The organism is Nostoc sp. PCC 7524, from assembly GCF_000316645.1.
Lineage (GTDB): Bacteria > Cyanobacteriota > Cyanobacteriia > Cyanobacteriales > Nostocaceae > Trichormus.
The window spans coordinates 3,064,172-3,090,185 of sequence record NC_019684.1 but is presented as its reverse complement, the minus strand read 5'-3'; the positions used below and the strand labels follow the sequence as shown (position 1 = coordinate 3,090,185).

General features: G+C 39.6%; 24 protein-coding genes. 6 read left to right on the top strand and 18 right to left on the bottom strand.

The window, feature by feature from the left end; all coding sequences use genetic code 11:
* Positions 1–30 precede the first annotated feature (30 nt).
* A complete protein-coding gene (aroH, locus tag NOS7524_RS12310; RefSeq protein ID WP_041555297.1) occupies positions 31–444 on the top strand; it encodes a chorismate mutase in 414 nt (137 codons plus the stop codon).
* A 141-nt stretch (positions 445–585) separates the two neighbouring features.
* Here the strand turns inward: aroH and NOS7524_RS12305 are convergent, their stop codons facing one another.
* From NOS7524_RS12305 to crtR, 5 genes are all read right to left on the bottom strand, one after another.
* Entirely contained in the window at positions 586–1,002 is a 417-nt protein-coding gene (locus NOS7524_RS12305) for a type II toxin-antitoxin system VapC family toxin (RefSeq protein ID WP_015138808.1), read from the bottom strand.
* Positions 999–1,280 carry a hypothetical protein gene (locus NOS7524_RS12300; RefSeq protein ID WP_015138807.1) on the bottom strand — a complete coding sequence of 94 codons (282 nt, stop codon included), beginning with the start codon at positions 1,278–1,280 and terminating at the stop codon, positions 999–1,001. Before NOS7524_RS12300 ends, NOS7524_RS12305 begins: the two co-directional genes overlap by 4 nt.
* A gap of 246 nt (positions 1,281–1,526) precedes the next feature.
* Positions 1,527–3,500, bottom strand: coding sequence for an MFS transporter (locus tag NOS7524_RS28620; RefSeq protein ID WP_015138806.1), 1,974 nt, complete (start codon positions 3,498–3,500; stop codon positions 1,527–1,529).
* Between the two features lie 9 nt (positions 3,501–3,509).
* On the bottom strand, positions 3,510–4,100 hold the full coding sequence (locus tag NOS7524_RS12290; protein ID WP_015138805.1) for a Crp/Fnr family transcriptional regulator: 591 nt from the start codon (positions 4,098–4,100) through the stop codon (positions 3,510–3,512).
* 187 nt (positions 4,101–4,287) lie between these two features.
* Positions 4,288–5,178, bottom strand: a complete 891-nt coding sequence (gene crtR / locus NOS7524_RS12285) for a beta-carotene hydroxylase (protein WP_015138804.1) — start codon at positions 5,176–5,178, stop codon at positions 4,288–4,290.
* 366 nt (positions 5,179–5,544) lie between these two features.
* Here crtR and pyk point away from each other — a divergent pair, with 366 nt between their 5' ends.
* Entirely contained in the window at positions 5,545–7,314 is a 1,770-nt protein-coding gene (gene pyk, locus NOS7524_RS12280; RefSeq protein WP_015138803.1) for a pyruvate kinase, read from the top strand.
* A gap of 378 nt (positions 7,315–7,692) precedes the next feature.
* Here pyk and NOS7524_RS12275 read toward each other — a convergent pair whose 3' ends face one another.
* The 12 genes from NOS7524_RS12275 to NOS7524_RS12220 all read right to left on the bottom strand — a co-directional run bounded on the left by NOS7524_RS12275 (position 7,693) and on the right by NOS7524_RS12220 (position 21,622).
* A complete protein-coding gene (locus tag NOS7524_RS12275; protein WP_015138802.1) occupies positions 7,693–8,769 on the bottom strand; it encodes a glucose-1-phosphate thymidylyltransferase in 1,077 nt (358 codons plus the stop codon).
* On the bottom strand, positions 8,766–9,659 hold the full coding sequence (rfbD, locus tag NOS7524_RS12270) for a dTDP-4-dehydrorhamnose reductase (protein ID WP_015138801.1): 894 nt from the start codon (positions 9,657–9,659) through the stop codon (positions 8,766–8,768). Before rfbD ends, NOS7524_RS12275 begins: the two co-directional genes overlap by 4 nt.
* Positions 9,652–10,197, bottom strand: a complete 546-nt coding sequence (gene rfbC, locus NOS7524_RS12265; RefSeq protein WP_015138800.1) for a dTDP-4-dehydrorhamnose 3,5-epimerase — start codon at positions 10,195–10,197, stop codon at positions 9,652–9,654. The genes rfbD and rfbC overlap by 8 nt, the downstream gene beginning before the upstream one ends.
* 97 nt (positions 10,198–10,294) lie before the next feature.
* Positions 10,295–11,365, bottom strand: a complete 1,071-nt coding sequence (locus NOS7524_RS12260) for a glycosyltransferase family 4 protein (RefSeq protein WP_015138799.1) — start codon at positions 11,363–11,365, stop codon at positions 10,295–10,297.
* A gap of 10 nt (positions 11,366–11,375) precedes the next feature.
* Entirely contained in the window at positions 11,376–12,320 is a 945-nt protein-coding gene (locus tag NOS7524_RS12255; RefSeq protein WP_015138798.1) for a glycosyltransferase family 2 protein, read from the bottom strand.
* A gap of 7 nt (positions 12,321–12,327) precedes the next feature.
* A complete protein-coding gene (locus NOS7524_RS12250) occupies positions 12,328–14,598 on the bottom strand; it encodes a glycosyltransferase (RefSeq protein ID WP_015138797.1) in 2,271 nt (756 codons plus the stop codon).
* A gap of 25 nt (positions 14,599–14,623) precedes the next feature.
* Complete coding sequence (locus NOS7524_RS12245) at positions 14,624–16,975, bottom strand: glycosyltransferase (RefSeq protein WP_015138796.1); 2,352 nt, start codon at positions 16,973–16,975, stop codon at positions 14,624–14,626.
* A 96-nt stretch (positions 16,976–17,071) separates the two neighbouring features.
* On the bottom strand, positions 17,072–18,259 hold the full coding sequence (locus NOS7524_RS12240) for a glycosyltransferase family 2 protein (protein ID WP_015138795.1): 1,188 nt from the start codon (positions 18,257–18,259) through the stop codon (positions 17,072–17,074).
* A 92-nt stretch (positions 18,260–18,351) separates the two neighbouring features.
* A complete protein-coding gene (locus tag NOS7524_RS12235; RefSeq protein ID WP_015138794.1) occupies positions 18,352–19,083 on the bottom strand; it encodes an ABC transporter ATP-binding protein in 732 nt (243 codons plus the stop codon).
* Complete coding sequence (locus tag NOS7524_RS12230; RefSeq protein WP_015138793.1) at positions 19,084–19,890, bottom strand: ABC transporter permease; 807 nt, start codon at positions 19,888–19,890, stop codon at positions 19,084–19,086. It abuts the gene before it with no gap.
* Between the two features lie 226 nt (positions 19,891–20,116).
* A complete protein-coding gene (locus NOS7524_RS12225) occupies positions 20,117–20,812 on the bottom strand; it encodes a Uma2 family endonuclease (protein ID WP_015138792.1) in 696 nt (231 codons plus the stop codon).
* A 12-nt stretch (positions 20,813–20,824) separates the two neighbouring features.
* Positions 20,825–21,622, bottom strand: coding sequence for a Uma2 family endonuclease (locus tag NOS7524_RS12220; protein ID WP_041555728.1), 798 nt, complete (start codon positions 21,620–21,622; stop codon positions 20,825–20,827).
* Positions 21,623–21,871: 249 nt separating this feature from the next.
* Between NOS7524_RS12220 and petP the strand changes: the two genes are divergently transcribed.
* The 4 genes from petP to NOS7524_RS28615 all read left to right on the top strand — a co-directional run bounded on the left by petP (position 21,872) and on the right by NOS7524_RS28615 (position 24,980).
* Positions 21,872–22,063 (top strand): cytochrome b6f subunit PetP, encoded by a 192-nt coding sequence (gene petP, locus NOS7524_RS12215; protein ID WP_015138790.1) that lies wholly within the window; start codon positions 21,872–21,874, stop codon positions 22,061–22,063.
* An 86-nt stretch (positions 22,064–22,149) separates the two neighbouring features.
* Positions 22,150–23,250 (top strand): Get3/ArsA fold putative tail anchor-mediating ATPase NosAFP, encoded by a 1,101-nt coding sequence (locus NOS7524_RS12210; protein WP_015138789.1) that lies wholly within the window; start codon positions 22,150–22,152, stop codon positions 23,248–23,250.
* 157 nt (positions 23,251–23,407) lie between these two features.
* Positions 23,408–24,418: a chlorophyll synthase ChlG gene (chlG, locus tag NOS7524_RS12205; protein ID WP_015138788.1), complete on the top strand. Its 1,011-nt coding sequence runs from the start codon at positions 23,408–23,410 to the stop codon at positions 24,416–24,418.
* 274 nt (positions 24,419–24,692) lie between these two features.
* Complete coding sequence (locus NOS7524_RS28615; RefSeq protein ID WP_015138787.1) at positions 24,693–24,980, top strand: hypothetical protein; 288 nt, start codon at positions 24,693–24,695, stop codon at positions 24,978–24,980.
* Positions 24,981–25,035: 55 nt separating this feature from the next.
* Here the strand turns inward: NOS7524_RS28615 and NOS7524_RS12200 are convergent, their stop codons facing one another.
* Entirely contained in the window at positions 25,036–25,989 is a 954-nt protein-coding gene (locus NOS7524_RS12200) for an MDR/zinc-dependent alcohol dehydrogenase-like family protein (protein ID WP_041555295.1), read from the bottom strand.
* Between the last annotated feature and the right edge of the window lie 25 nt (positions 25,990–26,014).

The window sequence follows — 26,014 nt, the reverse complement described above, 5'->3', positions numbered from 1 at the left end:
AACTATTAACTAATTCAGGAGGATTTTGGCGTGGAGTGGCGAATGCAGGCGATTCGTGGAGCAACAACAGTTTCTGAAAACACAGTGGAAGCCATGCGAGAAGCGGTGACAGAACTGCTAGACGAACTGGAAAGGCGAAATCAACTCCAGCCAGAAGACATGATTAGTGTGACGTTTTCTGTAACCCGTGATTTAGACGCGGTTTTTCCAGCTGCGATCGCCAGACCCCGCCCAGGTTGGGATAATGTCGCTATGCTAGATGTGCAGCAAATGCACGTCGAAGGCAGTTTACAGCGTTGCATTCGGTTTTTAATCCACGCCTATCTACCCACCTCTACGCCCATTCATCATATTTATTTGCGCGAAGCTAAAAAGTTGCGTCCTGATTGGAGTTTACCCCAGGTGTTACAAGCCCCGCAGCAAGTAGTGGAGTCAAAAGTTTAACTCGATTATTTGAAAAACTCGCTTCCGCCCGATTTCGTTAAATTCCAGGGCGGAGATTTTTTTCAGCTACTTGGGGAAGCGATCGCTTTATCAGTTGCCTAAGTTATGACTGCTATACAATAATCTAGGAAATTTAAAAATTCAATACCGAAGCAAAGCTATAAAACCTGCTTGTTCAAAGTGTTTATCATAAGCTAGAGCCTCTGAAAGATTTTGCATTTCCATGATTTTAAATGAAGCGCAATCTGTATGACTCCAACCTTGATCTAGACGTTGGCTATACAATTCGAGTGCGCCAATAAACAATTCACTCGTTTGGGGGATAATCTCAATATTAGGGTTACTAAAAGATTTATTAATTAAACTAATTGCTGTTTTTTTTAAAATACTTCCTTGTTTAGAAAAAGCATTCAATAATTCCGTGAATACCATTTCACTGGTAACTATGCGTGCATTAGCTGATAAAGATGCAGTTACACTTCTAGCTTTCAGATTTAATTCATCGTTAGGATTTAGTAGAGCAATCCAATAACCTGTATCAGCAAATACCTTTCTCATTCTTCAATTTTTGGTGAACCATATAGATAGTAATCTAAATTTTTTGACAGGTCAGATGGTAGCTTTTCCCACTCTGATTGAGGAATTTGGTTGGTCATATCATCAACTAAGTTTAAAAAAGGTTCTTCTGGTAAGTTTTCGGTATGATCACCTGTTTGGCTTTCGGAAATCCTTTGCTTAAATCTGTTTTTGATGAAGAGTAAGAAATTTAAGACTTCTTCAATTATAAAATCAGGTGCTTGAGCAATTTCTTTGATTAGTTCTTCTTTTGTACTCATAACTTGACCTATTTTATTTTGTGGTTTAGAACATTTTGAAATATTACATAAATTTTATACTTTAACTACATACAGAGCCGTCAAATATGCTGGCTATAAACCAATATACCACGCTGTTTTTTGTTCATAGTTATTCAATGAAATCATGTGCTGCAAATAATGATGATGCTTTCAGCAACCGATAACAGAAGATAGATGAACACAACAGAACTATCCCAGAAAGTCATGAAAAAGCGTTAGCAAAACCTAAAGTCCAGGGCGGAGAATCTTCTCAGCTACTTGGGGAAACCATCTCTGGAGGAAAAACAGCAGTTTAGTTTTACCGATTCGCATCTCATAGCCATCGCGTGTAAAATTATCCCAGAATTCATCTACTAACGCATCAGGTGAGATTTTCCCTTTACCCCGTCCTTGAGTCATCGGTGTATCCACTAAAGGCGCAATAATTTCAAACACTTTAATAGATGTGGTTTCCAATTGCCAGCGCAAAGCTTTTGTAGCAATATGTAGTCCAGCTTTACTACCGCAGTAGACAGGCGCACTTTGTTTAGGAACTAATCCTAAACCAGAGGAAACATTGACAATAGCCGCTTCTTTTTTTGTCAGCAGATGGGGTAACATCAATTTAATTAATTGCAATGGAGCAATTAAATTGGTGCGTAATTCTGTCTCAATTAACTCTACTTTTATCTCTGGATTAATAAATTCATAGTTGTATTGAATTCCTGCATTGTTAATCAAAATATTTACATTTGGGTAGCGATTGACTAGCTGTTGCAAGGCATTGAAATCATTTAAATCAGCAACTTCAGTGATAATATCAGGAAATATTTTCTTGACATCAGCTAATTTTTGGGGATTACGTCCAGTAATAATCACTGTATTGTTTTCTTGCAGAAACTTTCGCGCCAGTGCTAAACCAATTCCTGATGAACCGCCAGTAATTAAAACTGTATTATTTTGGGTTGACATTGTAGATTTCTGCACTGACAACTTGACAGCAACAGCAGCTACAAGGATTTGGGCAGCACTTAACCAATAAGGTGTAGATGGGCTAATGTTTTGATATAACCAACCAGCTAACAATGGGGCAATCATTCTAGCTAAAGCTTGTACTGTCTGAATATTGCTGTTGATTCGCCCTTGAGTTTTTTCCCCAACGCTTTTGGACATCAATCCAATTAAGGAAGTTTCTGCTAAAGGCTGTCCAATTCCTACAAGTACAATACTGATATAGAGAACCATTACTGAGCCAGTAATTGCGAATACGCCAGACAAAGTAAAAGCTAATCCGGTGATTAACGCGCCATAAAATGCCATGCGGACTTCGCCCCATCTGGGCAATAACCACGGAATAATAATTGCTTGATCGAAAACGCTAATTACACCAAATAGGGCAAATAACGGGGCAATTTGTGATGCTTGCCAATTAAATTGCTCATTTGCTAAAGCAGGCAAGTTAGAAATGAGCGCAAACATAGCCATATTGACAATCAAAAAGCTGAACATCAGCCAGCGCAGATGCGGCAATGCGAGACAGGCTTGCAATTGCGTGAAGGGATTTAATTGAGCAAAGCTAGGTTTGGGAGAACGCTGGGCTGGCGGTAAAGTTTCTGGCATGGCGAAATACCCCCACACCAAAGCCACAAAAAAGGCGATCGCCACAACATACACAGGTAAACTAGGATGAATCCCAGACATGACTCCACTCAAAATGGGGCCGATAATCAACCCTAGGGCTATCATCGCACTCACCCAGGAAAAAGCACGAGTGCGCTGTTGATGGGTGGTAGAATCTGCGATCGCTGCAAACACCATGCTAGCAGTACCATCGGTTAGCCCCACAATCAGCCATCCCGCAAACAGTAACGCTAATGCGCCGCCACTCCCAAAGATGAAATATCCCAAACTAGCCCCGAAAAGGCTCACCAGCATCATAAATCGCCGCCCATAGACATCACTAAGACAGCCGATTCCTGGCAGCGTCAAAAATTGGGCTAGTGAGTATGCGGCATATAGCAGTCCAACTTCCCATGCTGTGCCACCATAAAGCCCCACCAAAGTCGGCATAATCGGATTTAGGACTCCGAAGCCCAAAAATGCTAAAAAGCCTGTGTAAAGGATAAAAGGATGTAGCGTTGTTTTCACCATTGCCAGTTGAGTGCGATCGCATTTGATAACATCTTGTTCAGATGTAATCTGAAACAATGGTGAAGTCATTAACTTATGTTAATTCTGCTGAAGATTTTTACGAATGCGGCTGAGAGAAACAGGTGAAATTCCCAGATAAGACGCTATGTGATATTGCTTAACTCTATTTTCTAAATCGGGGTACTCTTTCAAAAACTTTTGATATCGTGTGGTAGCGTCATCAAGAAGTAACTCCGCCTCCCGTTTTTCCTTCTTAATAAACAACGCCTCAACCAATTTATGATCAATAGTTTGCCAGCATGAATGACCTGCACATAATTGCACGTACTGACTATAATCTACAACTAACAATAAAGATTCTTCTAAAGCTTCAATAAAAAATTTGGCAGGTTGATTTAAAACTAGCGCACTGTAGGCAGTAACAAAATGATTTTCTGGACAAAATGATTTTGTGAATTCAGTCCCGGCTGAATTCACATAGTAAAGACGTAAAATACCTGAAACCACAAATCCAATTTGGGAGGGAATTTCACCCGCCCGAACTAAAAACTCTCCATTCTTTAAGGTTAGTGGTTGAAAGACACGGGTTAATTTCGCGATTTCATCTGCTGGCATCTCAACCAGATTTTGCAAAACCTTGTTAAGTTGGAGATATGCAGGACTAAACATAGAGTTTAATCATTATTCTTCTTTGCGCCCAATCTGCGAGAAGCTACTTGGAATCTTTGCGCCTTTGCGCGGCAGTCGCTTCAAGTCGGGAAACCCGTCCAGCGCGCTGCCTTGGCGCGAACTTTTAACCCATATTCTCAGCACAACGAAATTATTGATACAACAAAGCAAACATCATCAGCGAAATTTATTCCTGATCATGATGAAATCGAATCCCTAAAAAGATGTCATAAACAAACTCAAAAAAGTCTTTTTTCTGCAACAAACCTGAAGTTTGATAACAGCCTTTCTCATCTAACAATGGCTTCATCACATAATAAGCAGGCTGATAGTTATACCAAGGGATAGAAGGCCACAAATGATGAATTAGGTGATAATTCTGACCAAGAATCAAGATGTTGAGCAGTTTCCCAGGGTAGACGCGGGCATTTTTCCAGCGATCGCGCTCAACAAAGGGACGATGGGGCAGATAATCAAAAAATAACCCCAGTGCTATCCCCACGATAAAAGCTGGGATAAACCAAAAATTGAGAAGGTATCCTAAAAAGTGGTACTGCACGGAAATATAGACAATTGTTACCACAATCAAGCGACTAATAAACCACTCTAGTAATTCATACTTACGCCAAAGTTTCCGTTGAAAGAAAAATACTTCGTGATACAAAAACCGCACAGCAATTAACCAGAGTGGCCCACCTGTAGAGACGTAATGATCTGGGTCGTCTTTGGGATGATTGACATGGGCATGATGCTGCAAATGCACCCGCGTAAACACAGGAAACGCAAAAGCTAATATCAAGGCGCTACCATGACCCAACATCGCATTAATTAACCGGTTACGGTGAGCAGATTGATGACAAGCATCATGAATCACCGTCCCTGAACAATGCAAAGCTAGAGTATTGATGCCAAAACATAACCAATGGGGCCATTGCCAAAGCCAATAGCCAAAGTTCGACAACACCAACATGACCACAGCTGACAGAAATAACAGCATTGTGGGGTTAAAATCACCAGGAGGCGCTAAAAATTCCTTCGGTGGGACTTTTAGTCGTTGCTGTGCCTCCAATGTGAGCATTAATATCTCCTTTTTGATCAAATAATTACGAATATACGACAAAGATTAGTGAATAATAAACTTTTGTAAGGATTTCCATAGCAAGATTTATCTATATCTTTGTCGATTAGTAGATGAATAACGCTATGATTCCAGACAAGACTCCATGATTTGCTGATTAGGGTGTGCTATCCGCTTAAGGAATAATCTTGATGTAAAAATCTCTCACTGAGGGAGGATGGAACCCAGATTGGTGTACGATATCTACTCTGTGTCACAGTTCCCCTACCTCTGGCGTTGTTTAAGTCACGGATATAGTAGTGACTGAAAATTAAACGCTCCTCAATTTACTATGACTCACTAAATAGCTCCCTAGAATCAGCCCCTATGCAATTAAGAGATTCTGTACGCCGGACAAAAATTGTCGCGACAATCGGCCCCGCCACTAGCAGCCCAGAAATGCTAAAAGCAATTATTGAAGCGGGTGCAACAACGCTGCGGCTCAACTTCTCCCACGGCTCCCATGCCGACCATCAGCGTAATATTCGCTTAATTCGGCAAACTGCTTTTGAACTCAATCAGCCAGTGGCAATTCTCCAAGATTTGCAAGGGCCAAAAATTCGTTTAGGAAAGTTTGAAAACGGGTCTATAGTTTTAGCTAAAGGCGATCGCTTCACCTTGACAAATCGCCCAGTTGTCGGTACCCAAGAAATTAGCTGTGTCACCTACGATTATTTGGCAGAAGAAGTCCCTGTAGGTGCAAAAATCCTCCTCGATGATGGCCGTGTAGAAATGGTAGTGGAGGAGATCAACCGTGAGAAAGGTGATTTACATTGCCGTGTGACGGTTGCTGGTAAGTTATCTAATAATAAAGGCGTAAACTTTCCTGGGGTGTACCTTTCGATTAAAGCCATGACCGACAAAGACCGAGAGGATCTGATGTTCGGTCTAGACCAGGGTGTAGATTGGGTAGCATTGTCCTTTGTCCGCAACCCCCAAGACATCATCGAAATTAAAGAACTCATTTCCAGCACCGGTAAGCAAGTCCCAGTAGTTGCCAAGATTGAAAAACATGAAGCTATTGAACAAATGGAAGCAGTTCTAGCTTTATGCGATGGCGTAATGGTGGCGAGAGGTGACTTAGGGGTAGAACTACCAGCAGAAGATGTACCCGTACTCCAAAAACGGCTAATTGCCACAGCCAACCGTTTGGGGATTCCCATCATCACCGCTACCCAAATGCTAGACAGCATGGTGAGTAACCCCCGTCCCACTCGTGCGGAAGTGTCAGATGTAGCCAACGCCATTTTAGATGGTACAGACGCGGTGATGCTTTCCAATGAAACGGCTGTAGGTAGCTACCCTGTGGAAGCAGTGGCGACAATGGCACGTATTGCCGAACGTATAGAGGAGGAAGAAGCCAACGCCAGCAAACTACGGCAACTGCGAGATAATCGCCGTTCTATTCCCAATGCCATTAGCCAAGCTGTAGGGCAAATTGCTGAACAATTGGGAGCAGCAGCAATTATGACCTTAACCCAAACTGGGGCGACAGCTCGCAACGTGTCGAAATTCCGTCCTCACACACCCATTTTGGCAGTGACACCTCATGTCAATGTAGCGCGACAGCTACAGATGGTATGGGGAGTTAAGCCGTTGTTAGTATTAGAATTACCTTCCACTGGTCAAACCTTCCAAGCTGCGATTAATGTGGCACAGGAGCATAAATTGCTGTTTGAAGGTGATTTGGTGGTGATGACAGCCGGTACACTCCAAGGGGTTTCCGGCTCAACGGATTTAATTAAAGTTGAGGTGGTGACAGCTATACTCGGCCAGGGTATTGGACTGGGACAAGGTTCAATCAGTGGTCGTGCTAGGGTAGCTCACACCGGAATGGATGCGAGTAACTTTAACCCTGGCGATATTTTAGTTGCTTCTCGCACTGGTGCAGATTATGTGGACGCAATTCGCAAAGCTGGCGGGATTATTACAGAAGATGAAAGTTTGACGAGTCACGCAGCTGTGATTGGTTTACGCTTAGGTGTACCTGTGATTGTGGGTGTGAAGCAAGCTACCCAAGTCATTCGTGATGGGGCGATTCTCACTATGGATTTGCAACGGGGTATAGTTTACTCTGGGGCAGTGGGAACACCGTAACAATTCAAAATCCAAAAAATCATTTTGGATTTTGAATTAGTTAATAAATATTGATAGATTCATAAATCTGGCGATGAAGAATTTGGTTGTTTTTAACAACAGTTGAAACTTATTCTTCATCGCTAGTTTTTTATTTTGATTGTGATTTTAATACTTGTATCACTAAATTTTCTTAAAAATCAAGTGCGATCGCTTGATTAATAATTTGACAATTATAGCTGTAGGTAATGAGTTTAGGACATCAGGGAATCATAAAACCATTACCATCAGAGGCTTTTCAACCTGTCACCTGTCACCTGTCACCTGTCACCTGTCACCTGTCACCTGTCACCTGCTATAAGAGATTGCTAGAAAAATAGTTAACTGCTAAAAATTCAATCATGTCAGTTCAATTTGGCAATCATCACCAATCAAAAATCTTAAAGCTTTAGGACGACGGGGGGCGATGGTTAATTCTGCCCGTTGACCAATGACGCTATCAATAATACGCTGATTAATTCCGACAATTTTAGCACCTTCTAAAATAACGCTGTGTTCTAAATCCGTATCAATCAGGGTTGTATTATGAGCAATGCTACTATAAGGGCCAATGAAGCAATTTTCTAAATAACAATTGCTGCCAATAACCACTGGACCGCGAATTGTACAATTGATAATTTTAGAATTAGCACCAATTTGGACTCTTCCAATAATCTGACTTTTGGCATCAACTTCGCCTACATTAGATGGAGTCAAATAGGTATCAAGAATTATCCGGTTAGCTTCTAATAAATCATCTTTTTTACCAGTGTCTAGCCACCAACCATCTAAGTTACAAGCTAAAACTTGTTTTTGCTGATCTATTAAACTTTGAATAGCATCGGTAATTTCTAACTCACCTCGGTTTGAAGGTTGAATTAGAGATATCGCATCATGAATAATAGGTGAAAAGAAATAAACACCCACTAATGCTAAATTTGACGGGGGAACTTTAGGCTTTTCAATCAATTGTAATACCCGTCCCGTATCATCTACTTTAGCCACACCAAAGGCAGTAGGATTGACAACCTCATGTAAAAGAATTAAAGCATCTGGTTGTTGTTGGGTAAATTTTTGCAGAAAGTTTTTTAAATCACCTTGTTGAATCAGGTTATCACCTAGATACATAATAAAGGGTGAATCTGTCAAAAAAGGACGGGCAACTTTGACAGCATGAGCTAGTCCAGCCGGCTCATCTTGTAAGATATATGTGATTTTAGCTCCAAAAAGGTTGCCATCTCCAGTTTGATTTTTTACTTCTGTCCCTGTTTCTGGGCTAATCACGATACCAATATCAGTGATTCCAGCAGCGACCATTTCCTCTATGCCGTACCACAAAATTGGTTTATTAGCAACTGGAACAAGTTGTTTTGCGCCTGTATAGGTGAGTGGACGCAGACGTGTACCTTTACCGCCGGAGAGAATTAGTGCTTTCATAATGATGAAGATTTAGAGAGCCAGTCTTTGAGCATTAGTCTTAGTCTTTGTCGCCAATGGGGTGGATAATTCCCTATAATTTGTGATATTTTCCTACAAGCCAGAACAGGATAAGCCGGGCGACGGGCTAAGGTCGGATATTCAGCAGTGGTTATAGGGACAATGTTGTGGACTGTGAGAGGAAAGCCTAGCTGTCGGGATTCCTCCAAAATGGCAACAGCAAAGTCGTACCAGCTAATAACACCACTGTTGGTATAGTGGTAAGTGCCAGCAATTTCTGGTTTTAGCTGGGGTATGATTTGAGCGATTACGTCAGCAATATCTTGCGCCCAGGTAGGACTACCAATTTGATCTGCGACTACACGGATTTCTTGGCGTTCTTTACCCAGTCGCAGCATAGTTTTGACAAAGTTACTTTTCCCAAAACTGCCATAAACCCAAGCTGTGCGGAGAATAATGTGATCAGGGTGAGTTTGCCCAATTGCTATTTCTCCGGCTAGTTTGGTTTTACCGTAAACATTTAATGGGTTAGTGGTATCAGTTTCTTGATATGGGTGACTTTGTTGACCATCAAATACATAATCTGTAGAAAGGTGAATTAAAAACGAGCCGAGTTTTTGACTTTCTTCCGCGATAATTTGAGGTGCTGTAGCATTGATGGTTGTGGCTAGTTCTGGTTCGGTTTCGGCTTTATCGACAGCAGTGTAAGCGGCGGCGTTAATAATGATTTGTGGTTGAGTGTCTCTGATAATTGGACGCAGGTTTTCGGGTTGAGTCAAGTCTACAGTGGGGCGCGCAACTGGGATAATTTTGTGATGTGGTGAGAGGAGTTGTTGGATTTCTTGACCTACTTGACCGTTGCTACCCAGTAGTAAGATTGATTTACCCATAGACTTCTGCGCTTTTAAATGCCTGACCGTTGCTATCTTTAGCTGATAGTATTGGTGGTACTTTGAGAGGCCAATCTATAGCTAAATCAGGATCATTCCATAGAATAGTGCGATCGCCTTGAGGCGTATAGTAATCTGTAGTTTTGTAAATAACCTCTGCTGTTTCGGAAAGTACGAGAAACCCGTGAGCAAAACCTGGAGGTATCCACATTTGCTGTTTGTTCTCGGTACTGAGTTCATAACCCACCCATTGTCCGAAGGTGGGAGAACTTTTTCTCAAGTCTACAGCTACGTCAAAGATAGTACCGACGACAGTACGAATAAGTTTACCTTGGGGTTGAATGATTTGGTAGTGCAGTCCACGCAGGACATTTTTGTTTGAACAAGAGTGGTTATCTTGAACAAAGTTAGCTGTAATACCTAGTTTATCCGTGAATTTTTGGTAATTGTAGGATTCAAAGAAAAAACCGCGATCATCTTGAAATATTTGCGGTTCGATGAGGAGAACATCGAGGATGGGCGTTGGGATGATGTTCATGGGAATATTTTCATTTATGCTTTGTAAATCTGGCGATTGTAAATTTGGTAGTTTACAGCAACAAAGGTTAAACTTCTCACTGCATCGTCAGATACTTTTACAAAAAGCGTAATAAAACGTCAACGGTAGTTTCTCCTGTTTTGTCCCAACTAAATTGATTTGCTCTGATGATACCTTGGGTTGAAATCTGCGATCGCAATTTAATATCATTAGCTACCATTTGCATTGCATCAGTGATTTCTGCTGTGTTGTAGGGATTAATTAAAATGGCTGCATCACCAGCAACTTCTGGAAGTGAGGAGAGATTAGAAGTGATGACTGGTGTACCGCAAGCCATTGCTTCTAATACAGGGAAACCAAAGCCTTCCCACAGACTAGGAAAGACAAGTGCGATCGCTTGATTAATAATGGTAGGTAATTCACTATACGCTACATAATTGAGGAACTTGACTCGGTGAGTTATACCCAGTTCCTCAATCTGTGTTTGTAGAAGCGGGGTATAACGCTTGTCAGTGGGGCCTGCTAGCCATAGTTCATAGTCGTTATTGGGTAGCGCAGCAAAGGCGGCGATGAGGCGATGTAGATTTTTATAAGTATCTTGTCTACCAATGTAGAGAAAATAGTTGCCAGTTGGTAAATTGAGATAGCGGAAGTGAGTGCGATCGTGTGCTAAGGGAATGGGGGTAATTTTGTTGGCTGGGACTTGGTAAAATTCGATCATGTCCCTAGCTGTAGCCTGAGAATTGCAGATGATGTGTTGCGCCTGTTTCAGCACTTGAGGAACGTAGTACCGATAGTAGGGTGTGATAGGCGAGAAGCGTTTGGGAAAACGCAACGGTATTAAGTCATGAAACATGACAACATAACGGCAATTGCTATATAAAGGTGCTTCTGGAATTGGGGAAAATAAAAGCTTTGTTTTGATCTGTGTATATATTCGCGGTAGTTGAAATTGAGTCCAAACTAAGCGTCGAACATGGCCTTTAATTCCTTGTTCTGCTGTTTGCTCAGGAGGTGTTGGATAGCAGTTGTAATTAGTACAGGACTGTGCCGCTAATAGTGTAGGCTGAAGCTGCTGCAAGTAAGGTAGTAGGTTCAGTGCATAAGTAGTTGTACCTGTAGGCTTAGTGAGTAGAAATGAAAAATTAATCAGGAATTTCTGAGACACAATATCAAATTTAGTTGCTATTTACTTTATGCAAAGCAAAACCAGCAGTCCAGCCTACACGAATACCTTCTATAGACTCCTGCAAATACTTTAATATAAGCTTATTAGAAAGATTATAAATAAATTTGAGGCGTATAATTCTTAAAAAGCAACGATAATTTAGTAGTAGATAAAGACGTGTAATTAAAATAGGAAATGGAATTTTGTGGAAAGCGTGTTTTAAGGCAAAATAAGTAGTATTCTTGCCCAGTGAATACCAACAAGTAAGATGTTTTTGGTCTTGGCGATTATGGCTTTGTGCAGGATAATGATCTACAGTATTTTCTGTATAATAAACTTTATATCCTGATTGAATAAGTCTTAGACAAACATCAGTTTCTTCTAAAAAATATTCAAAAAATTCATCAAATCCACCAATCTTTAATAAAGCATCTCTTCTATAAGATGCATTTGCTCCCATGACTGCACTGAACCAATACGGACTAGATAAATATTTTGTAGCAGTATCCTCAGATAAAATCGGCTTAGATTCACTAAGTAAACTGTTAACTCCTCTAGAAAATTGTAAAGGTGCATCAGGTTTAGTTTTATCCCTAACATCCCCTGCGACACAGCCACACTTTTGACCATATAATTTGTAAAAACTTAAATGTGTTTCTAGCCAATCTTGAGGTGGTATAACATCATCATCAAGATACATAACAATATCTTGAGTTGCCTCTTTTAAGCCTAAATTCCTAGCTACACTAACATTTTTGCTAGCAGTAACGATAACTTTATCAATTAAATGTTCATATTCTTGCAGTAAATCGTTAGTTTCATCTTGCGAAGGTCCATGAACAACAATTAATTCTGAGAAAGAGGATTGCCATTCAGCAATAGAATTTAAAGTATTGCGTAAAGAATGACATCTATCAACAGTACAGATAACAATAGAGATAGAATAAGATAACACAAAATACTCACTTCTGATCTGATATTTTGCTAAATAGCCATGATTTTGTAACTCTCAATAATCTGTTTGATATTAAAGATAAACCCCCATCACCATAAACCCTTTTCAACTTATTGACAACTAGAGACAATATTTCCATACCTGTCATATCTGTATTAACTCCTCCCACTTTCATTGAAGGATTATCCCATAACCAGGATGCACCATTTTGATTTAATAGATGGTAAATTTCTTCTCCATATTCACGATACAAATTTGGGTGTAAAGCAGCAATTACTTCATAAAGATAAAGTAGTTGATCGCGATTACTATTTCTCAATCGAGAATCTGAACGAATGCGATAAAAATAGTGAAGGTCTGGAATTACTACACCTAGCCAACCTTGTTCACAAATGCTGATCCAACACTCATAATCTTCTAAATTTTCAGCTAATAACGGCTTCATACCCCCAGATGCTATGTAAGCACCCTTCCGGACTACAGTACAAACACCAAGAGTGTTATGACAAAGTAAGTATGGAAATTCTGTATTCCATGCAACCCAAACTTTTTGCGAATCACCAAACTCTTTAATCCAAGAAGCGACAAAACCAACATTTTCATACTGATTCAAAACTTTTACAGCTTGTGAATAAAAGCTAGGAGATATTTTGTCATCTGAATCAAGAAATGCTATGTATTCTCCCCTAGCTATTTCGGCCATTTTATTTCTTGCCGTGGCGACACCTTGATTATGGCTATGAATAACTGTGAGATCGCTATACTCTTTTTCAACTTCAGCTAGTACCTTGAGACTAGAGCTATCTGTACTACCATCATTGAAAATGATTACTTCTAAGTTAGAATAATCAGACGCATATACAGAATTTAACGTATCTCTAATATATGCGCCGTGATTATAAAAAGGTATACAAACAGATACTATACCTTTTTCTCTATCTTCCACAGACAGAAATTTGGGATAAGCTACCTTTCCATGTGGAGGATAATTTAACGAAGGAAAAATATTTTTATCTTTAATATAAGAAGCTTTAATAACTTTTTCAAAGTGTTGAACCCGTTGATTTAATACATTCTTATATCCAGAAATGTCACTTATTAAAGCACGAGCTTTTTGCCCAATTTCTAAATTTTCTGCAATAGATAAATTTAAAATATGTTGTAATTTTATGCCAAAATCTTCTGGCTGTTTCCAATCAAAAATAAACCCACCTTGTCTGTCTGAATGTTGAAGCATCTCTACATGACCAACATCAGAAGATGCTAGTATAAGTTTTCCTAGCAGCATGGACTCTAGGCAAGTGTTAGGAAAATTTTCCCACAGTGAAGGAATAACTACACACCATGCTTTAGATATCCGTTCATAAAGTTCAGTTTGTTTGAGGGGAGGCGAGATAATTAAGCGACCATTATTTATATATGCGGAATATTTATCCCTAAGATATTCTTTGACATGGCAACCCTGTAAGTGATACCAAGTGTCGCCACCAATAGCTGTTAATTTAAAATCAATACCAGCATCCCATAAATGACTACAAGCTTCAAATAAAGGTATGACACCTTTTCTTACTTCTAATCTGCCAAAATAAACAATATCTCTAGGTGTAGGATTTGATTTAGGGTATTGAGTTTCATCTAATAAAGTTTTCGGTGCTGGTAATGGAATAATGTCAATATCTAAATCAGTACCCAAAGCATCTGTTGCTTGTTTTGCGATGTAGTGAGTTGGGGCAATAATACCATCAGCAGCTAAAGTGCAGAATTTTTCCATACGTCCTACCCAATAGTCAGATAGTTGATAGCTAGGCATCTTATCTGCTGGGTATAGCATATATTGGCAACTGTGCAATGTTAATACGATTGGTACTCCTTGTAATTCAGGGCTACCTAATAATTTTCTCTGAATTAGGAAATATGCAATACCGCTGAAGTCTTCACTCTCAATAACATCTGGTTTCCCATGACTACGAATGTAACTAATGACTTCCTCTGCTAACTGATAACTCAGTGCAGCCCAATAACCCATAACATTGTATGGAAAAGCAGGATGCTTTTCTGAAAGTGGGGATATATTTGTAGAGGCTATTAAGTGAACATCTTTTGGAGGTATTTTAATAAATTTCAGATTTCCTCGTTGCTCGATACCACCTTGATTATTACGAGCAAATACAGTCATTTCATGCCCTGCATCAGCAAACATTGTTGTAACATTTTGTACATACGTAGCTATGCCACCTGGTATTGGGGGACATTCACTAGCAATTAAAAATATTTTCATAATTTTTATTTAAGATTGCTTACTATTATGGTTCTTCATCAGTTAATCGTAGTTTCCGTTTGAATTTAAACCACAATTTTCTGAGTTGCCAAAACTTGGATGTCTCCATTGCATTCTTTCTTGAGAAGAGTACATTTTTTTCTTGTTCTATTTGGCATTTTTCTAACCAGAGTGCTTTATTTTCTTGTTCTATTTGGCATTTTTCTAACCAGAGTGCTTTATTTTCTTGTTCTATTTGGCATTTTTCTTGCCATATGTCGTTTAAGACTTGCTCTTGATGAAGATACTCTAGCCCTAAACGCAGCATTTCCTCTGCTATATCTGGATTAATGGATATTTTAGGTTTAGTTTGATTGTTGGCTATCGCTTCTGCGAAAATACTTTCCATTCGATCGCCCATCGCCTCTAAACAAAAAGATTCTTGAATTCGCTGTCGAGCTGCAAATCCTACCTTATCGCGCAAAACAGAATCTTGGATTAATGGCATTAATACTTCTATATATGCTTTTATTTCATTAGCGTCGCCATTTCCTTTAGGAATCAAAAATCCAGTTCCCGGTATAACTAATTCACTTTGTCCACCTACGTCTGAAGCTACGATTGGTAACTGCATAGACATAGCTTCATAAATAGCTAAAGAAAGACCTTCATATTCTGAAGGTAATAGCAATATGTCAGATGCTGAGTAAAAATCAATCATCTGTTCTGGTTCACATGGTGGGAGGATATGAAATACTGATTCCAATCCTAGCTGAGTAATTTTAGCTTGCATTTGAGACAGTAGTTCTCCCTGTCCCAGAACAATAACCGATATTGGCAAAGATTTACTTACTAGTTCCTGAACAATATCTACTAGCAATAAAGGTCTTTTCTGACCAACAATTCTGGCAGGATATAATAAAATTACATTGTGTTCATCAATCCTGAGTTGGTCACGTAATTTTTTACCTTTTTCTTGATTGCGAGTCCATTTTTGAGTATCTTCGTTGGTGTAACAAACTCTCAACTTACTTTCAGTTTCAGGATGGAGATTTTTATAAAAGTTTAATAGATGTTTTGATGACACTACTTGACAGTCAAGAAATTGGTTGAGTTGACAAGATATTCGTGGATAGCCACATTTACGCCAACCTGGATCACCAGTGTGGACATAATCTATAAAAACAACATTGGGAAATTCTACTTTTAGAAGGGGTACTAAGTAATAGGCAATGTATGAATTAGAAATAAAAACAATATCAATTTGGCGAGATTTTATTAAATAGCGTGCAAAAGCAAGGAAGTAAGTATAATGTAAAAAATTATTTAAATGGAAAATATCATAAGTGACTTGATAGAAATGATGATGCCAAGGATGTTCAGATTTTAAAGTAGTAGTAATGGTAATATCATACCCTCTCTCACTTAGCAATGTAACTAAATCAAGATTAAACTTATCTGCTCCACCTACTTCTAGCCAGGGGAAAAAACAAAGAATACGCTTACGTGTTTGTCGGTTACCAACATAATTGTTTATTGAAAAGTTATAGCTCTGTAAATCAACTTCAAATGCTGAAGGACGTTTTAAGTAAGTATTTTGTATATTATTGTCTTTAAAAAATTGCTTATAGCGTGACTGTATTAGGTCAGTTGCCTGATTTTTTTGCAGTGTATTATTTATTGAAGTGAGTAAAAGACCAGAATTACTACGTCGGTAACAATGTAAATACTCCGGTATTGTCCAGCACTTTTGTTGATTAACGATCGCTCTTAGCCATCTTTCCCAATCTTCATAAAATCTCAGACTTTCATCAAAACCTCCTAGTTTAACAAAGTCTTCTTTTCTATACATTAACATTACTGTCAACCAGTTCTGTTCAATAAAATCAGAGACTTTCTCAAAACCATGAGACCACCAATATTCTTGCTCTTGAAAGCCCACAGAATATGAATTAACTAAAGAAATTTCCGGATGAGATTCTAAGAATAAAACGCACTTCTCTATGTAAGTAGGATCTAGCAAATCATCTAGATCTAGGAAAAATAAATATTTGCCTTTTGCATAAGAAACTGCTGTATTCCTTCCAGCAGAAACTCCATTATTTACTTGATGATGCACAGTTTTAATTCTTGAGTCTCTTTCTGGTAGCGAATCAAATAATTCGAGAGCATTTTTGTCGGTAGAACCATCATTGACGATAATCCATTCAAATTCTTGAAAATTTTGGTTGGCTAGACAGCTATAGCATTGTTCAAAGTATTTATCAGCATTATAAAAGGAAGATATTATAGAAACAACAGGTACTTCCTTGCTCGATTCAATTTTGTAATTTTGCTTGTTCGCAAGTATTAAATTAATAAATTCATTGACGTTTTTTGAAGGTCTAGGTGTAGTCATTCTTGAATCCTTATAATTTTTTAATTTAAAAAAAATCTTTTTATTTAAGCCATTGATTTCGCATTTTCCAGACTATGCCGGACTGTAATTCTGTTATCAATTTTGAAATTTTTGTAATTTTAATTGCAAATTTTCTAACTCAAGCTTTAGATATTGTAATTGAGTTTGATATTGTTCGATTTCTGTCTGTTTATCTTTGGCAACTTTAATCCAAATATAATACTGAGATTCCAGCCAATCTTTTCCTTCCTGAAGCTCTTTTATCCAATGTTTACATTCTTCCAATTCATTTTGAGTGGCTTGAATTTGATACTGCTTTTGTTCCAATTCCCATTGTTTGGTTGTGACTTGTATTTCTTGGTTTTCTAAACATTTGCAAAATACGGCTAACTGTATATCTGCTAATACTTGATTAAAATCATTATTCTGATATATGTTTACTTGTGAGTTGGCGTTCCTCAACTTCGTCAACCACTCTGCTGATTCTTGAATAAATTTTAAAGATAAATTAATATCGTTGTAATTATATGCACCTAATTGTCTATGTAAGGCTAACTCTTCAGATGTCGGTGTTATACCTAAATAGTTGATCTGCTCTGAAACAATATCTACTACATTCGTTTCAATTGCATGTACTGCTTTTTGACTGCGAGAACTCGGATGTAGTCGATACTTTATTAGAACTTTTTGAATATTCCCTACTTTGGATTTTCTTGCTATTCTTACCCATAGGTCGTAATCTTCTGCTCTTTGTCGTCTATACCATTCATCACACAATACACTTTTTCTGAGGAAAACTGCTGATTGAGCAAAATAGTTGTGGAAGAGAAGTATAGATGGAATTTTTTGAGCAGGTTCTACATATTTCCAAACCTCTCCTGTTAAAACACCATTTTCATCCATTACCTCAACCCAAGACCCAATCATACCAAAATCTGGGTTACTTTCCATAAATTCAAGTTGTTCTGCTAACCTCGAAGGATAGGCATAGTCATCACAATCTAAAAAAGCAATATATTCACCTAAAGATTTTTCTATCCCTTTATTTTTTGTTTTCGTGACTCCTAAGTTAGTATTGTTTTCTAATAGTTTTATTCGGTTATCATTATAAGATTTTATAATTTCTAAGCTTTTATCACATGAACAATCGTCAATAACTATTAATTCAAAATCAGTAAAAGTTTGATTTAAAATACTATCAATTGCTGTTTGAATATATTTTTCTCCATTAAAAACTGGCATTATAACAGTTATTTTAGGATGTAAATGCTTTAGCTCGACCATATTTTTTATAGTGTCTACTTAAATTTTTGAGACTCAACATCTCAACCAAGGTGATTTAATTTAATCTAATTTTATATTTAACCAAAATTGATTCAAAGTCCACTTAAATAGCAAGATATAGTCTTTTGAGGTTCACCAATAAACACTATTGTGCCTTTATCTAACCAAACTACACGTTCACAATATTGTTTCACAAAGTCTAAATCATGAGATACAACTAAAACGGTTGCGTCCATGTTCCAAAATTTATCAATTCTTTGCTTACATTTATTTTTAAACTTTTCATCTCCTACAGATAAAACTTCATCTAAAATCAAGATATCAGGTTGTACATCGGTAGCAATAGAAAAACCCAAACGAGCAACCATACCTGAAGATAAACCCTTCACTGGAACTAAAGCATAATCCTCCAATTCTGCAAACTCTAAAATAGACCGCACTCTCTGTTTCATCTCGGCTCTAGAAAAACCTAGTAATACACCATACAGCAAAATATTATCCATTACAGCAATTTCTGGATCAAACCCTGCACCTAGTTCAATTAAGGGTGCTATTTGTCCTCTTACTCTGACTGTACCTTTTGTTGGTTGCAAAATCCCACAAATAATTTTCAAGAGAGTAGATTTACCAGAACCATTTGCGCCGATAATACCTATCTTTTCACCTGAATTAACAACCAGATTAATTTGATCAATTACTAATTTTCTGGCAGGTTGGCGGTATTTCCCTTCAATAATAGATAAAATTGTTTTCTTGAGGTCGTAAGAAAACTCTTCTTGTGTTCTTCGCCACAGTGAAACTTGATCTAGACGAATAACTTCCATCTACAACAGATCCATAAATTGATGTCGCCACATATGAAAACTAACCCATCCCAATGACAAAATAATGATACCACTTAACAAACCACCCCAAATTAGTGTTAAATCAGGTAAATTACCGGATAAGGTGATTTGACGCAAACTTTCAATAATTGGTGAGAGGGGATTGAGAAATAAAAATTTTTGAACTTGCAATGGCACAATAGCTGCTGGGTAAAATACAGGGCTGCTAATCCACAGTACAAATACAACTAACTCGTAGAAATAAGGTAAATCTCTAAAAAACACATACAATGCACTCACTAGAAATCCTACTCCGGTACAAACTAAAACCAAAGATAGGAAAGGAAACAGTAGTGCTAAAACATTGACAAAACTTTTAGAATTAATGAGAGCGATCGCAGCCAATAACGGAAATGCCCCAACTGCAAACTGAAAGATATTGGCTACTACCATTGAGACAGGAAAAACACTTACGGGTAAGCGAATTTTGTTTAATAATGCCCCATTGCCTACTACACTTGACAAAGCTTGGGATGTGGAGGCTGAAAAAAAATTAATCACCACCAAGCCAGTGAAGGCAGCTAGCACGTAGTTCAGTATAGAATTTCCATAGTAGGAAGCAAATGTTGTACCGAATATCGCACTATAAAGTGCTGTCATAATTAACGGGTTGAGTAGTGACCAATATACGCCTAATAAAGAACCTCGGTAACGCACTTTGAGATTTCGCGTGACTAAGACGTGCAGCAGTTCCCAGTAGCGGCGCATTTGCACCCAATTTGAATTGCCTTTAATCGAAATTGTCATCCTCAACAACCACCACACATTTAATTCTTCAATGAAGCTGACTATTGATGAAAGTTCCCCTGGTATGAATGATTTATATCAACCATGATTTCTTGGCGTATTATAATACAATCTTACTTGCGTAATCAGAAAATCAACTAAATATACCTGAGTCTATTTTTAGCAAAAATAAATTTATCAATCATTGTGCTTCTTAATGCTTGTCAGTTTCAGAGTAATTTCTGGTTTAACTGAGACTATCAGGGTCAATTCCTTGAGCGCGCAAATACTCAGCTAGTCTATCAGCTCGTTGACGTTCCTGTTCCGCCCGTTGGCGTTCCTGTTCAGTTCTTTGACGTTCCTGCTGTAACTGTTGGGCTAGTTCTGTGGGTATGAGTAATTTATCACCCGTATCTAGACGATAAAATCCCAATAATTCCCCCTCAACTGTTACCCGCAATTGTAAAGGTTGACATATCCCATCAGTAATTAATTGATAAGTCTCATCCTCTAACCTATATCCTCTTAACTTTTCTGTAATCCATTCCCCTTTCGGGTCAAATAACCAATATTCTACAATTCCTAACTGTTCATACAGGTTTTTCTTTTGCTCTTGGTCTTGTTTTTGGGTTCCTTGAGAAGTCATTTCAAAGACTACCTGGGGAACTTGACCTTCTTCCCAGACTTTATAACTATCTCGACCTCCAGGCGGCACATCAAAAATTACCATGACATCCGGTGCAACCCTGAGTTTGGGAAAACCTTGAGCATAGTAGAGAAACTGATTAGCCAGAACGGTTGCTTGTCTGCCTGCTAGGTATTGTTTGATTACTTCTAGAGTAGTCAGAATTGCGTAGAGATGGATGTAAGATTCCGCCAATGGTTCACCGTCAGAGCTGGGATATTCAATATTAGGATTGACTAACTTGATGCTTGTCGTCATAGCTACCTCTGACTACGGTAAGTTGTCTGGGTCAATTCCTTGCGATCGCAAATATTCAGCTAGTCTATCAGCCCGTTGGCGTTCTTGTTCAGCCCGTTGCCGTTCTCGTTCAGCCCGTTGCCGTTCTTGTTCAGCCCGTTGGCGTTCTCGTTGTGCTTGTTCATCTGAGGTTGGTAGCCAATCTGCTGCATCATACCAACGTAACCATAAACCCGTTGTCTGTTGATAAGTACCCTGCCAAAGACCTAAACCTAGTTCTAACTCTTCTAACCAAAATCGCTTCTCTGGTAAAGGTATTGCCTCATAACGAGTACCATTGAGTCGAAACGCCCGCAAATTATTTTCATAACGGTCATAAACAACGTAGTAGGGAACACGCAAAATGCGTTCATACACTTCCCACTTGGTTGGCGGTTTGTTTACTTCTCGTAGCGTTTGCCCTAAATCTTCCTGTTCTGTCCCTGGTGAAAGTAATTCCACTACTAAAAACGGGGCTACTCCCTCTTGCCATATAACGTAACTTAAACGTAGGTCTTGCTGTTGAGTAGCACCGGATACTCCCAAAACCATGTACCAATCAGGACGCTTGTACCATAAAGGATGGCGGGGATCGTAGTAAAGGTTTAAGTCACTAACCAGTAAAATCTCCTCTGGTAGATAATTAGGAGGCTGACAAGTCTCACTGAGCAAATCTGCCTGTATACAATGAAATTCGTCTGGCAAGCCTGATTCCCCTACCAATTCACTGGGTAAATCATACATTGTCGGCATGGTTTCTTGGGGTGGACGGGGTGGATCAGTTTGATACATGGTTATGAAATGGGGAGTAGGGAGTGGGGAGTTGGGAATGGGGTGTAAGGGAAAAACTTTTTCATATTGGTTGTGAGTTTTTCCCATGAGGTTTTTGAAAGCAATTGCTGGTTGAAGTTAAACTCTTGCAACTGATTGCTAGTTGATTTAATTTTAAACTTTTAGTCAATAGTCAATTTGGAATTTTGAATTTCGGATAGTACCAGATTCAGCTAAACTAATTCTTGGTTTATTGCATTTAATGTAGGCATGGAAATCGGACAAAAGGTTAAGGTGTTTCGTTTACGCGATCGCGTTTCTACTGGCATCGCTCAGAAACTAGGAAAAATTGGCATAATTGAAGGTTATAAAGTTACCGATGGTAGCGGTGTAGGTGTAGTCGTAAAGTTTGATGATAATACTGCCACTTGGTTTTTTGAGGATGAAATTAAAGCCGTCTAGCATCGGCACTCAAGGTAGAAGCTAAGAGTATTTGCCTAGTGCTAAGTTGGAATTGGAAAGACCGGCGGTAATTGGAAATCAAGATAATGTCCCAGATATTGACATTTTTGGGTGCAAGCAGCATTACGCGTACCAAAATAGCGATCGCTGCTGCTAAGTCATTGGCAACTCAAGGCAAGCGTGTCCTGCTAGCAGGATTAGCAGAACCAATACTACCCATACTCTTAGAGCAAACCCTGGCAACTGACCCCCAGGAAATTGCACCTAATCTAGATGTTGTACAGTTCCAAGCATCTGTACTCTTAGAGCGTAGTTGGGATGAAGTGAAAAAACTTGAGGCGCAATACCTCAAAACGCCCATCATTAAAGATGTCTACGGTCAAGAACTGGTGGTATTACCAGGCATGGATCATGCCCTTGCCCTGAATGCTATCCGTGAATATGATGCCAGTGGCAAGTATGATGCGATCGTCTACAACGGCACGGGTGACTCTTCCAACCTGCGACTGTTTGGTATGCCAGAGTCATTGAGCTGGTATGTCAGGCGATTTCGACAATTAATAGTCAACTCGGACTTAGGTAAAACTATTGCCGAATCACCCTTGATTCAACCGCTAATCACCAGCTTTTTCAATATCAACTGGACAGCAGATAACTTTGCTCATCCTACCAACCAAGTCAATAATTTCTTAGACAAAGGAAAAGCGGCTCTTGCTGACCCCAAGCGGATTGCCGCCTTTTTGGTCACTACACCAGACCCCCTAGAAGTAGCCAGCGCCCGTTATTTGTGGGGCAGCGCCCAACAAATCGGGTTAATAGTTGGTGGTGTAATCCAAATCTCCTCCCAGGTAAATACCAACTTATCAGAAGAATTTACACCTTTAAGTGTAAGCATTGTGCCTGACTTGACAAATGGTAATTGGCAACCATTAATAGATGCTTTACCTAATTTTGTTGAACAGGCAGTGCAAGCCCCCACACCAATTACTATCGATGTCCACAACCTGCAAGTACGCTTGTTTTTGCCTGGATTCGATAAAAAACAAGTCAAACTCACTCAGTATGGCCCCGAAGTCACGGTAGAAGCTGGCGACCAACGGCGGAACATCTTTCTCCCGCCCGCATTGAGTGGCAGACCTGTAACCGGGGCTAAGTTTCAAAATAATTATTTGATCATTTCTTTTTAGGTAATGGTGACTGGGGACTGGGGATTGGGGACTGGGGACTGGGAGTGTTTTGATACCCCGTTCTTCATGTCCTATTCCCTATGACGGCAGTTGCTACAAGTCGGGAAACTCACCCAACGCATTGCCTCCCCCATGCCCAAATTCATAATTAATTCCTATGTCAGAACTAACTCCCATAACTCCCGATTCTAATTCTGAAGCTAGTGCTGCCCCTAGTGACCGTACTGCGAAAACCCGGCAATTGTTAGGGATGAAAGGCGCAGCACCAGGGGAAACTTCCATTTGGAAAATCCGCCTGCAATTGATGAAGCCAATTACCTGGATTCCTTTAATTTGGGGCGTTGTCTGTGGTGCGGCTTCTTCTGGTAACTACACATGGACTCTAGAAAACGTCCTGAAGGCCGCCGCTTGTATGCTGTTGTCCGGGCCATTGCTGACGGGTTACACTCAAACCCTAAATGATTTCTACGATCGCGAAATTGATGCCATTAATGAACCTTATCGTCCCATCCCTTCCGGCGCAATTTCTGTACCGCAAGTAGTTAGTCAAATTATCTTTTTATTTCTCGCTGGTATTGCCCTAGCCTTTGTTTTAGATGTATGGGCAGGTCATGAATTTCCTAACGTCACAGTTTTGTCAATATTTGGTTCTTTTATCGCCTTTATCTACTCTGCCCCACCTCTAAAGTTAAAACAAAACGGTTGGTTGGGTAACTACGCTTTAGGTGCTAGTTATATCGCCTTACCTTGGTGGGCTGGTCATGCTTTGTTTGGCGAACTCAACTGGAAAATTATCGTTCTCACCTTGATTTACAGCTTGGCAGGGTTGGGGATAGCCATTGTTAATGATTTTAAGAGTGTGGAAGGCGATCGCCAACTTGGTCTAAAATCATTACCTGTAATGTTTGGTATCGACAAAGCAGCTTTGATTTGTGTAGTGATGATTGATGTCTTTCAAGGGTTGATAGCTGCTTATCTGGTGAGTATCCATGAAAATTTGTATGCGGCAATTTTGGTACTGTTAATCATTCCCCAAATCACCTTCCAGGATATGTATTTTTTACGTGACCCCCTAAAGAATGATGTGAAATACCAAGCCAGCGCCCAACCCTTCCTGGTGCTGGGAATGCTAGTAGCAGGTTTAGCATTAGGTCATGCGGGAATTTAAGATATAAGACACTGGTTTTAGGGTGTAGGGGTGTAGGGGAGCAGAGGAGCAGGGGAGGATGTAGCTTGCTTCTCTTACGATGGCGTAAGCCTACCCGTAGGGTGGGAGTGAGGGGAGATAAGGTAGAATTTTTACCCAGTCCCCAGTCCCCAATCCCCAATCCCCAATCCCCACTCCCCAATCCCAATGAATTTATACTTCTGTAGCCAGAAGTTAGCTTGAAAGAGTTAGGAGTTAATATACTTCTAGCTCTTAATTTTTGTCAGAACTTGCCGTGTTGGAATTAATATCTTTACTAATCAGAGGCATTCAACCATTTTTAGTACCCATTTGCTTTGTCGGCGCTTGGTTACTCATTTCTCTCGTCGTTTGGAGTCTATGGACAGCCACACGAGACGGCATCACTACAGCAAAACGAATGCACCAGATACCCTGTCCCGGTTGCCAATTTTTCACCGACAACTACCGCCTTAAATGCACTGTCCACCCATCTATAGCGAACACAGAAGAGGCAATTCATTGTTGTGATTTTCAACCGAAGACGAATCCTTATTTGTATTAAGAGGCAGGGGGCAGGAGGTTAGTAATTTTTGTTTGTTACTCCTGACTCAGCACTCTTAACTCATCTCCAACAATACCTTTAAAGTCCCTCGACGTTGGGCTTGTTTAAAAGCCTCTAGTCCATCATGGAGGGGGTAACTGGCATGAATTAGGGGTTTTACGTCTACTTTTTGGGCGGCTAATAAATCGAGCGCGGCTGGAAAAGGACCGCAACGAGAACCAATCAGGGTAATTTCATCTACTACTAAAGCAGAAGCATCTAAACTGAGGTTGCCTGCATAGGTACTTTTCAGTACGAGAGTACCACGAGGACGTAAAGCGCGACGAGCGATCGCAAATCCTTCAGGGTTGCCAGTAGACTCTACTGATATATCAAAACTTCTATCTGTCACAGCATCAACTAAACCAGTTTTTATCCCCCGTGCCTCTAAATTAGCTAGTTTATCTCGATGACGACCAACTACTAATAATTCACAACCAGTTAAAGCCAATGTTTGCGCCACTAACTGGCCGAGTTTGCCATCTCCTACTACTAGCACGCGGTCATCTGCACATATTGTTACCTGCTGCTGAATTTCCAGGGCGGCTGCTAGGGGTTCGGTAAAGGTGGCAATGTCTGTTGGTACATTTTCGGGTACGGGATGTAAATTTTTTACTGGTAAACAAAGATAGTCAGCAAATGCCCCGTGACGGTTGACAATCCCTAAGACTGTACGATTTTCACAATGGGTTGGTTGTCCCCGGCGACAGAAACGGCAATAACCGCACACCGCATTAATTTCACCCACTACGCGCTGATTGACAAGATGTTCCGGCCCTTGTTCAACCAAACCGACAAATTCATGCCCTAAAATACCAGTGTAAGGATAGTAGCCTCTCAGTAATTCTAAGTCCGTATTACAAATTCCTGCACGTAAAACACGCACCAGTGCTTCATCTGGGGGTGGTTCAGGAATCGGAATATCTGTACGCAGGTGTAATTGGTTATTTTCTAGCCAAAGTCCTTTCATCATCTTTTTCCTGCCAAACACTCAC

Excerpts from the sequence above, each read along its gene's own strand:
- NOS7524_RS12305 (WP_015138808.1), bottom strand. The coding sequence starts at position 1,002 with ATGAGAAAGGTATTTGCTGATACAGGTTATTGGATTGCTCTACTAAAT.
- NOS7524_RS12300 (WP_015138807.1), bottom strand. The coding sequence starts at position 1,280 with ATGAGTACAAAAGAAGAACTAATCAAAGAAATTGCTCAAGCACCTGAT.
- NOS7524_RS28620 (WP_015138806.1), bottom strand. The coding sequence starts at position 3,500 with ATGACTTCACCATTGTTTCAGATTACATCTGAACAAGATGTTATCAAA.
- NOS7524_RS12290 (WP_015138805.1), bottom strand. The coding sequence starts at position 4,100 with ATGTTTAGTCCTGCATATCTCCAACTTAACAAGGTTTTGCAAAATCTG.
- crtR (WP_015138804.1), bottom strand. The coding sequence starts at position 5,178 with ATGCTCACATTGGAGGCACAGCAACGACTAAAAGTCCCACCGAAGGAA.
- pyk (WP_015138803.1), top strand. The coding sequence starts at position 5,545 with ATGCAATTAAGAGATTCTGTACGCCGGACAAAAATTGTCGCGACAATC.
- NOS7524_RS12275 (WP_015138802.1), bottom strand. The coding sequence starts at position 8,769 with ATGAAAGCACTAATTCTCTCCGGCGGTAAAGGTACACGTCTGCGTCCA.
- rfbD (WP_015138801.1), bottom strand. The coding sequence starts at position 9,659 with ATGGGTAAATCAATCTTACTACTGGGTAGCAACGGTCAAGTAGGTCAA.
- rfbC (WP_015138800.1), bottom strand. The coding sequence starts at position 10,197 with ATGAACATCATCCCAACGCCCATCCTCGATGTTCTCCTCATCGAACCG.
- NOS7524_RS12250 (WP_015138797.1), bottom strand. The coding sequence starts at position 14,598 with ATGAAAATATTTTTAATTGCTAGTGAATGTCCCCCAATACCAGGTGGC.
- NOS7524_RS12245 (WP_015138796.1), bottom strand. The coding sequence starts at position 16,975 with ATGACTACACCTAGACCTTCAAAAAACGTCAATGAATTTATTAATTTA.
- NOS7524_RS12240 (WP_015138795.1), bottom strand. The coding sequence starts at position 18,259 with ATGGTCGAGCTAAAGCATTTACATCCTAAAATAACTGTTATAATGCCA.
- NOS7524_RS12235 (WP_015138794.1), bottom strand. The coding sequence starts at position 19,083 with ATGGAAGTTATTCGTCTAGATCAAGTTTCACTGTGGCGAAGAACACAA.
- NOS7524_RS12230 (WP_015138793.1), bottom strand. The coding sequence starts at position 19,890 with ATGACAATTTCGATTAAAGGCAATTCAAATTGGGTGCAAATGCGCCGC.
- NOS7524_RS12225 (WP_015138792.1), bottom strand. The coding sequence starts at position 20,812 with ATGACGACAAGCATCAAGTTAGTCAATCCTAATATTGAATATCCCAGC.
- NOS7524_RS12220 (WP_041555728.1), bottom strand. The coding sequence starts at position 21,622 with ATGTATCAAACTGATCCACCCCGTCCACCCCAAGAAACCATGCCGACA.
- petP (WP_015138790.1), top strand. The coding sequence starts at position 21,872 with ATGGAAATCGGACAAAAGGTTAAGGTGTTTCGTTTACGCGATCGCGTT.
- NOS7524_RS12210 (WP_015138789.1), top strand. The coding sequence starts at position 22,150 with ATGTCCCAGATATTGACATTTTTGGGTGCAAGCAGCATTACGCGTACC.
- chlG (WP_015138788.1), top strand. The coding sequence starts at position 23,408 with ATGTCAGAACTAACTCCCATAACTCCCGATTCTAATTCTGAAGCTAGT.
- NOS7524_RS12200 (WP_041555295.1), bottom strand. The coding sequence starts at position 25,989 with ATGAAAGGACTTTGGCTAGAAAATAACCAATTACACCTGCGTACAGAT.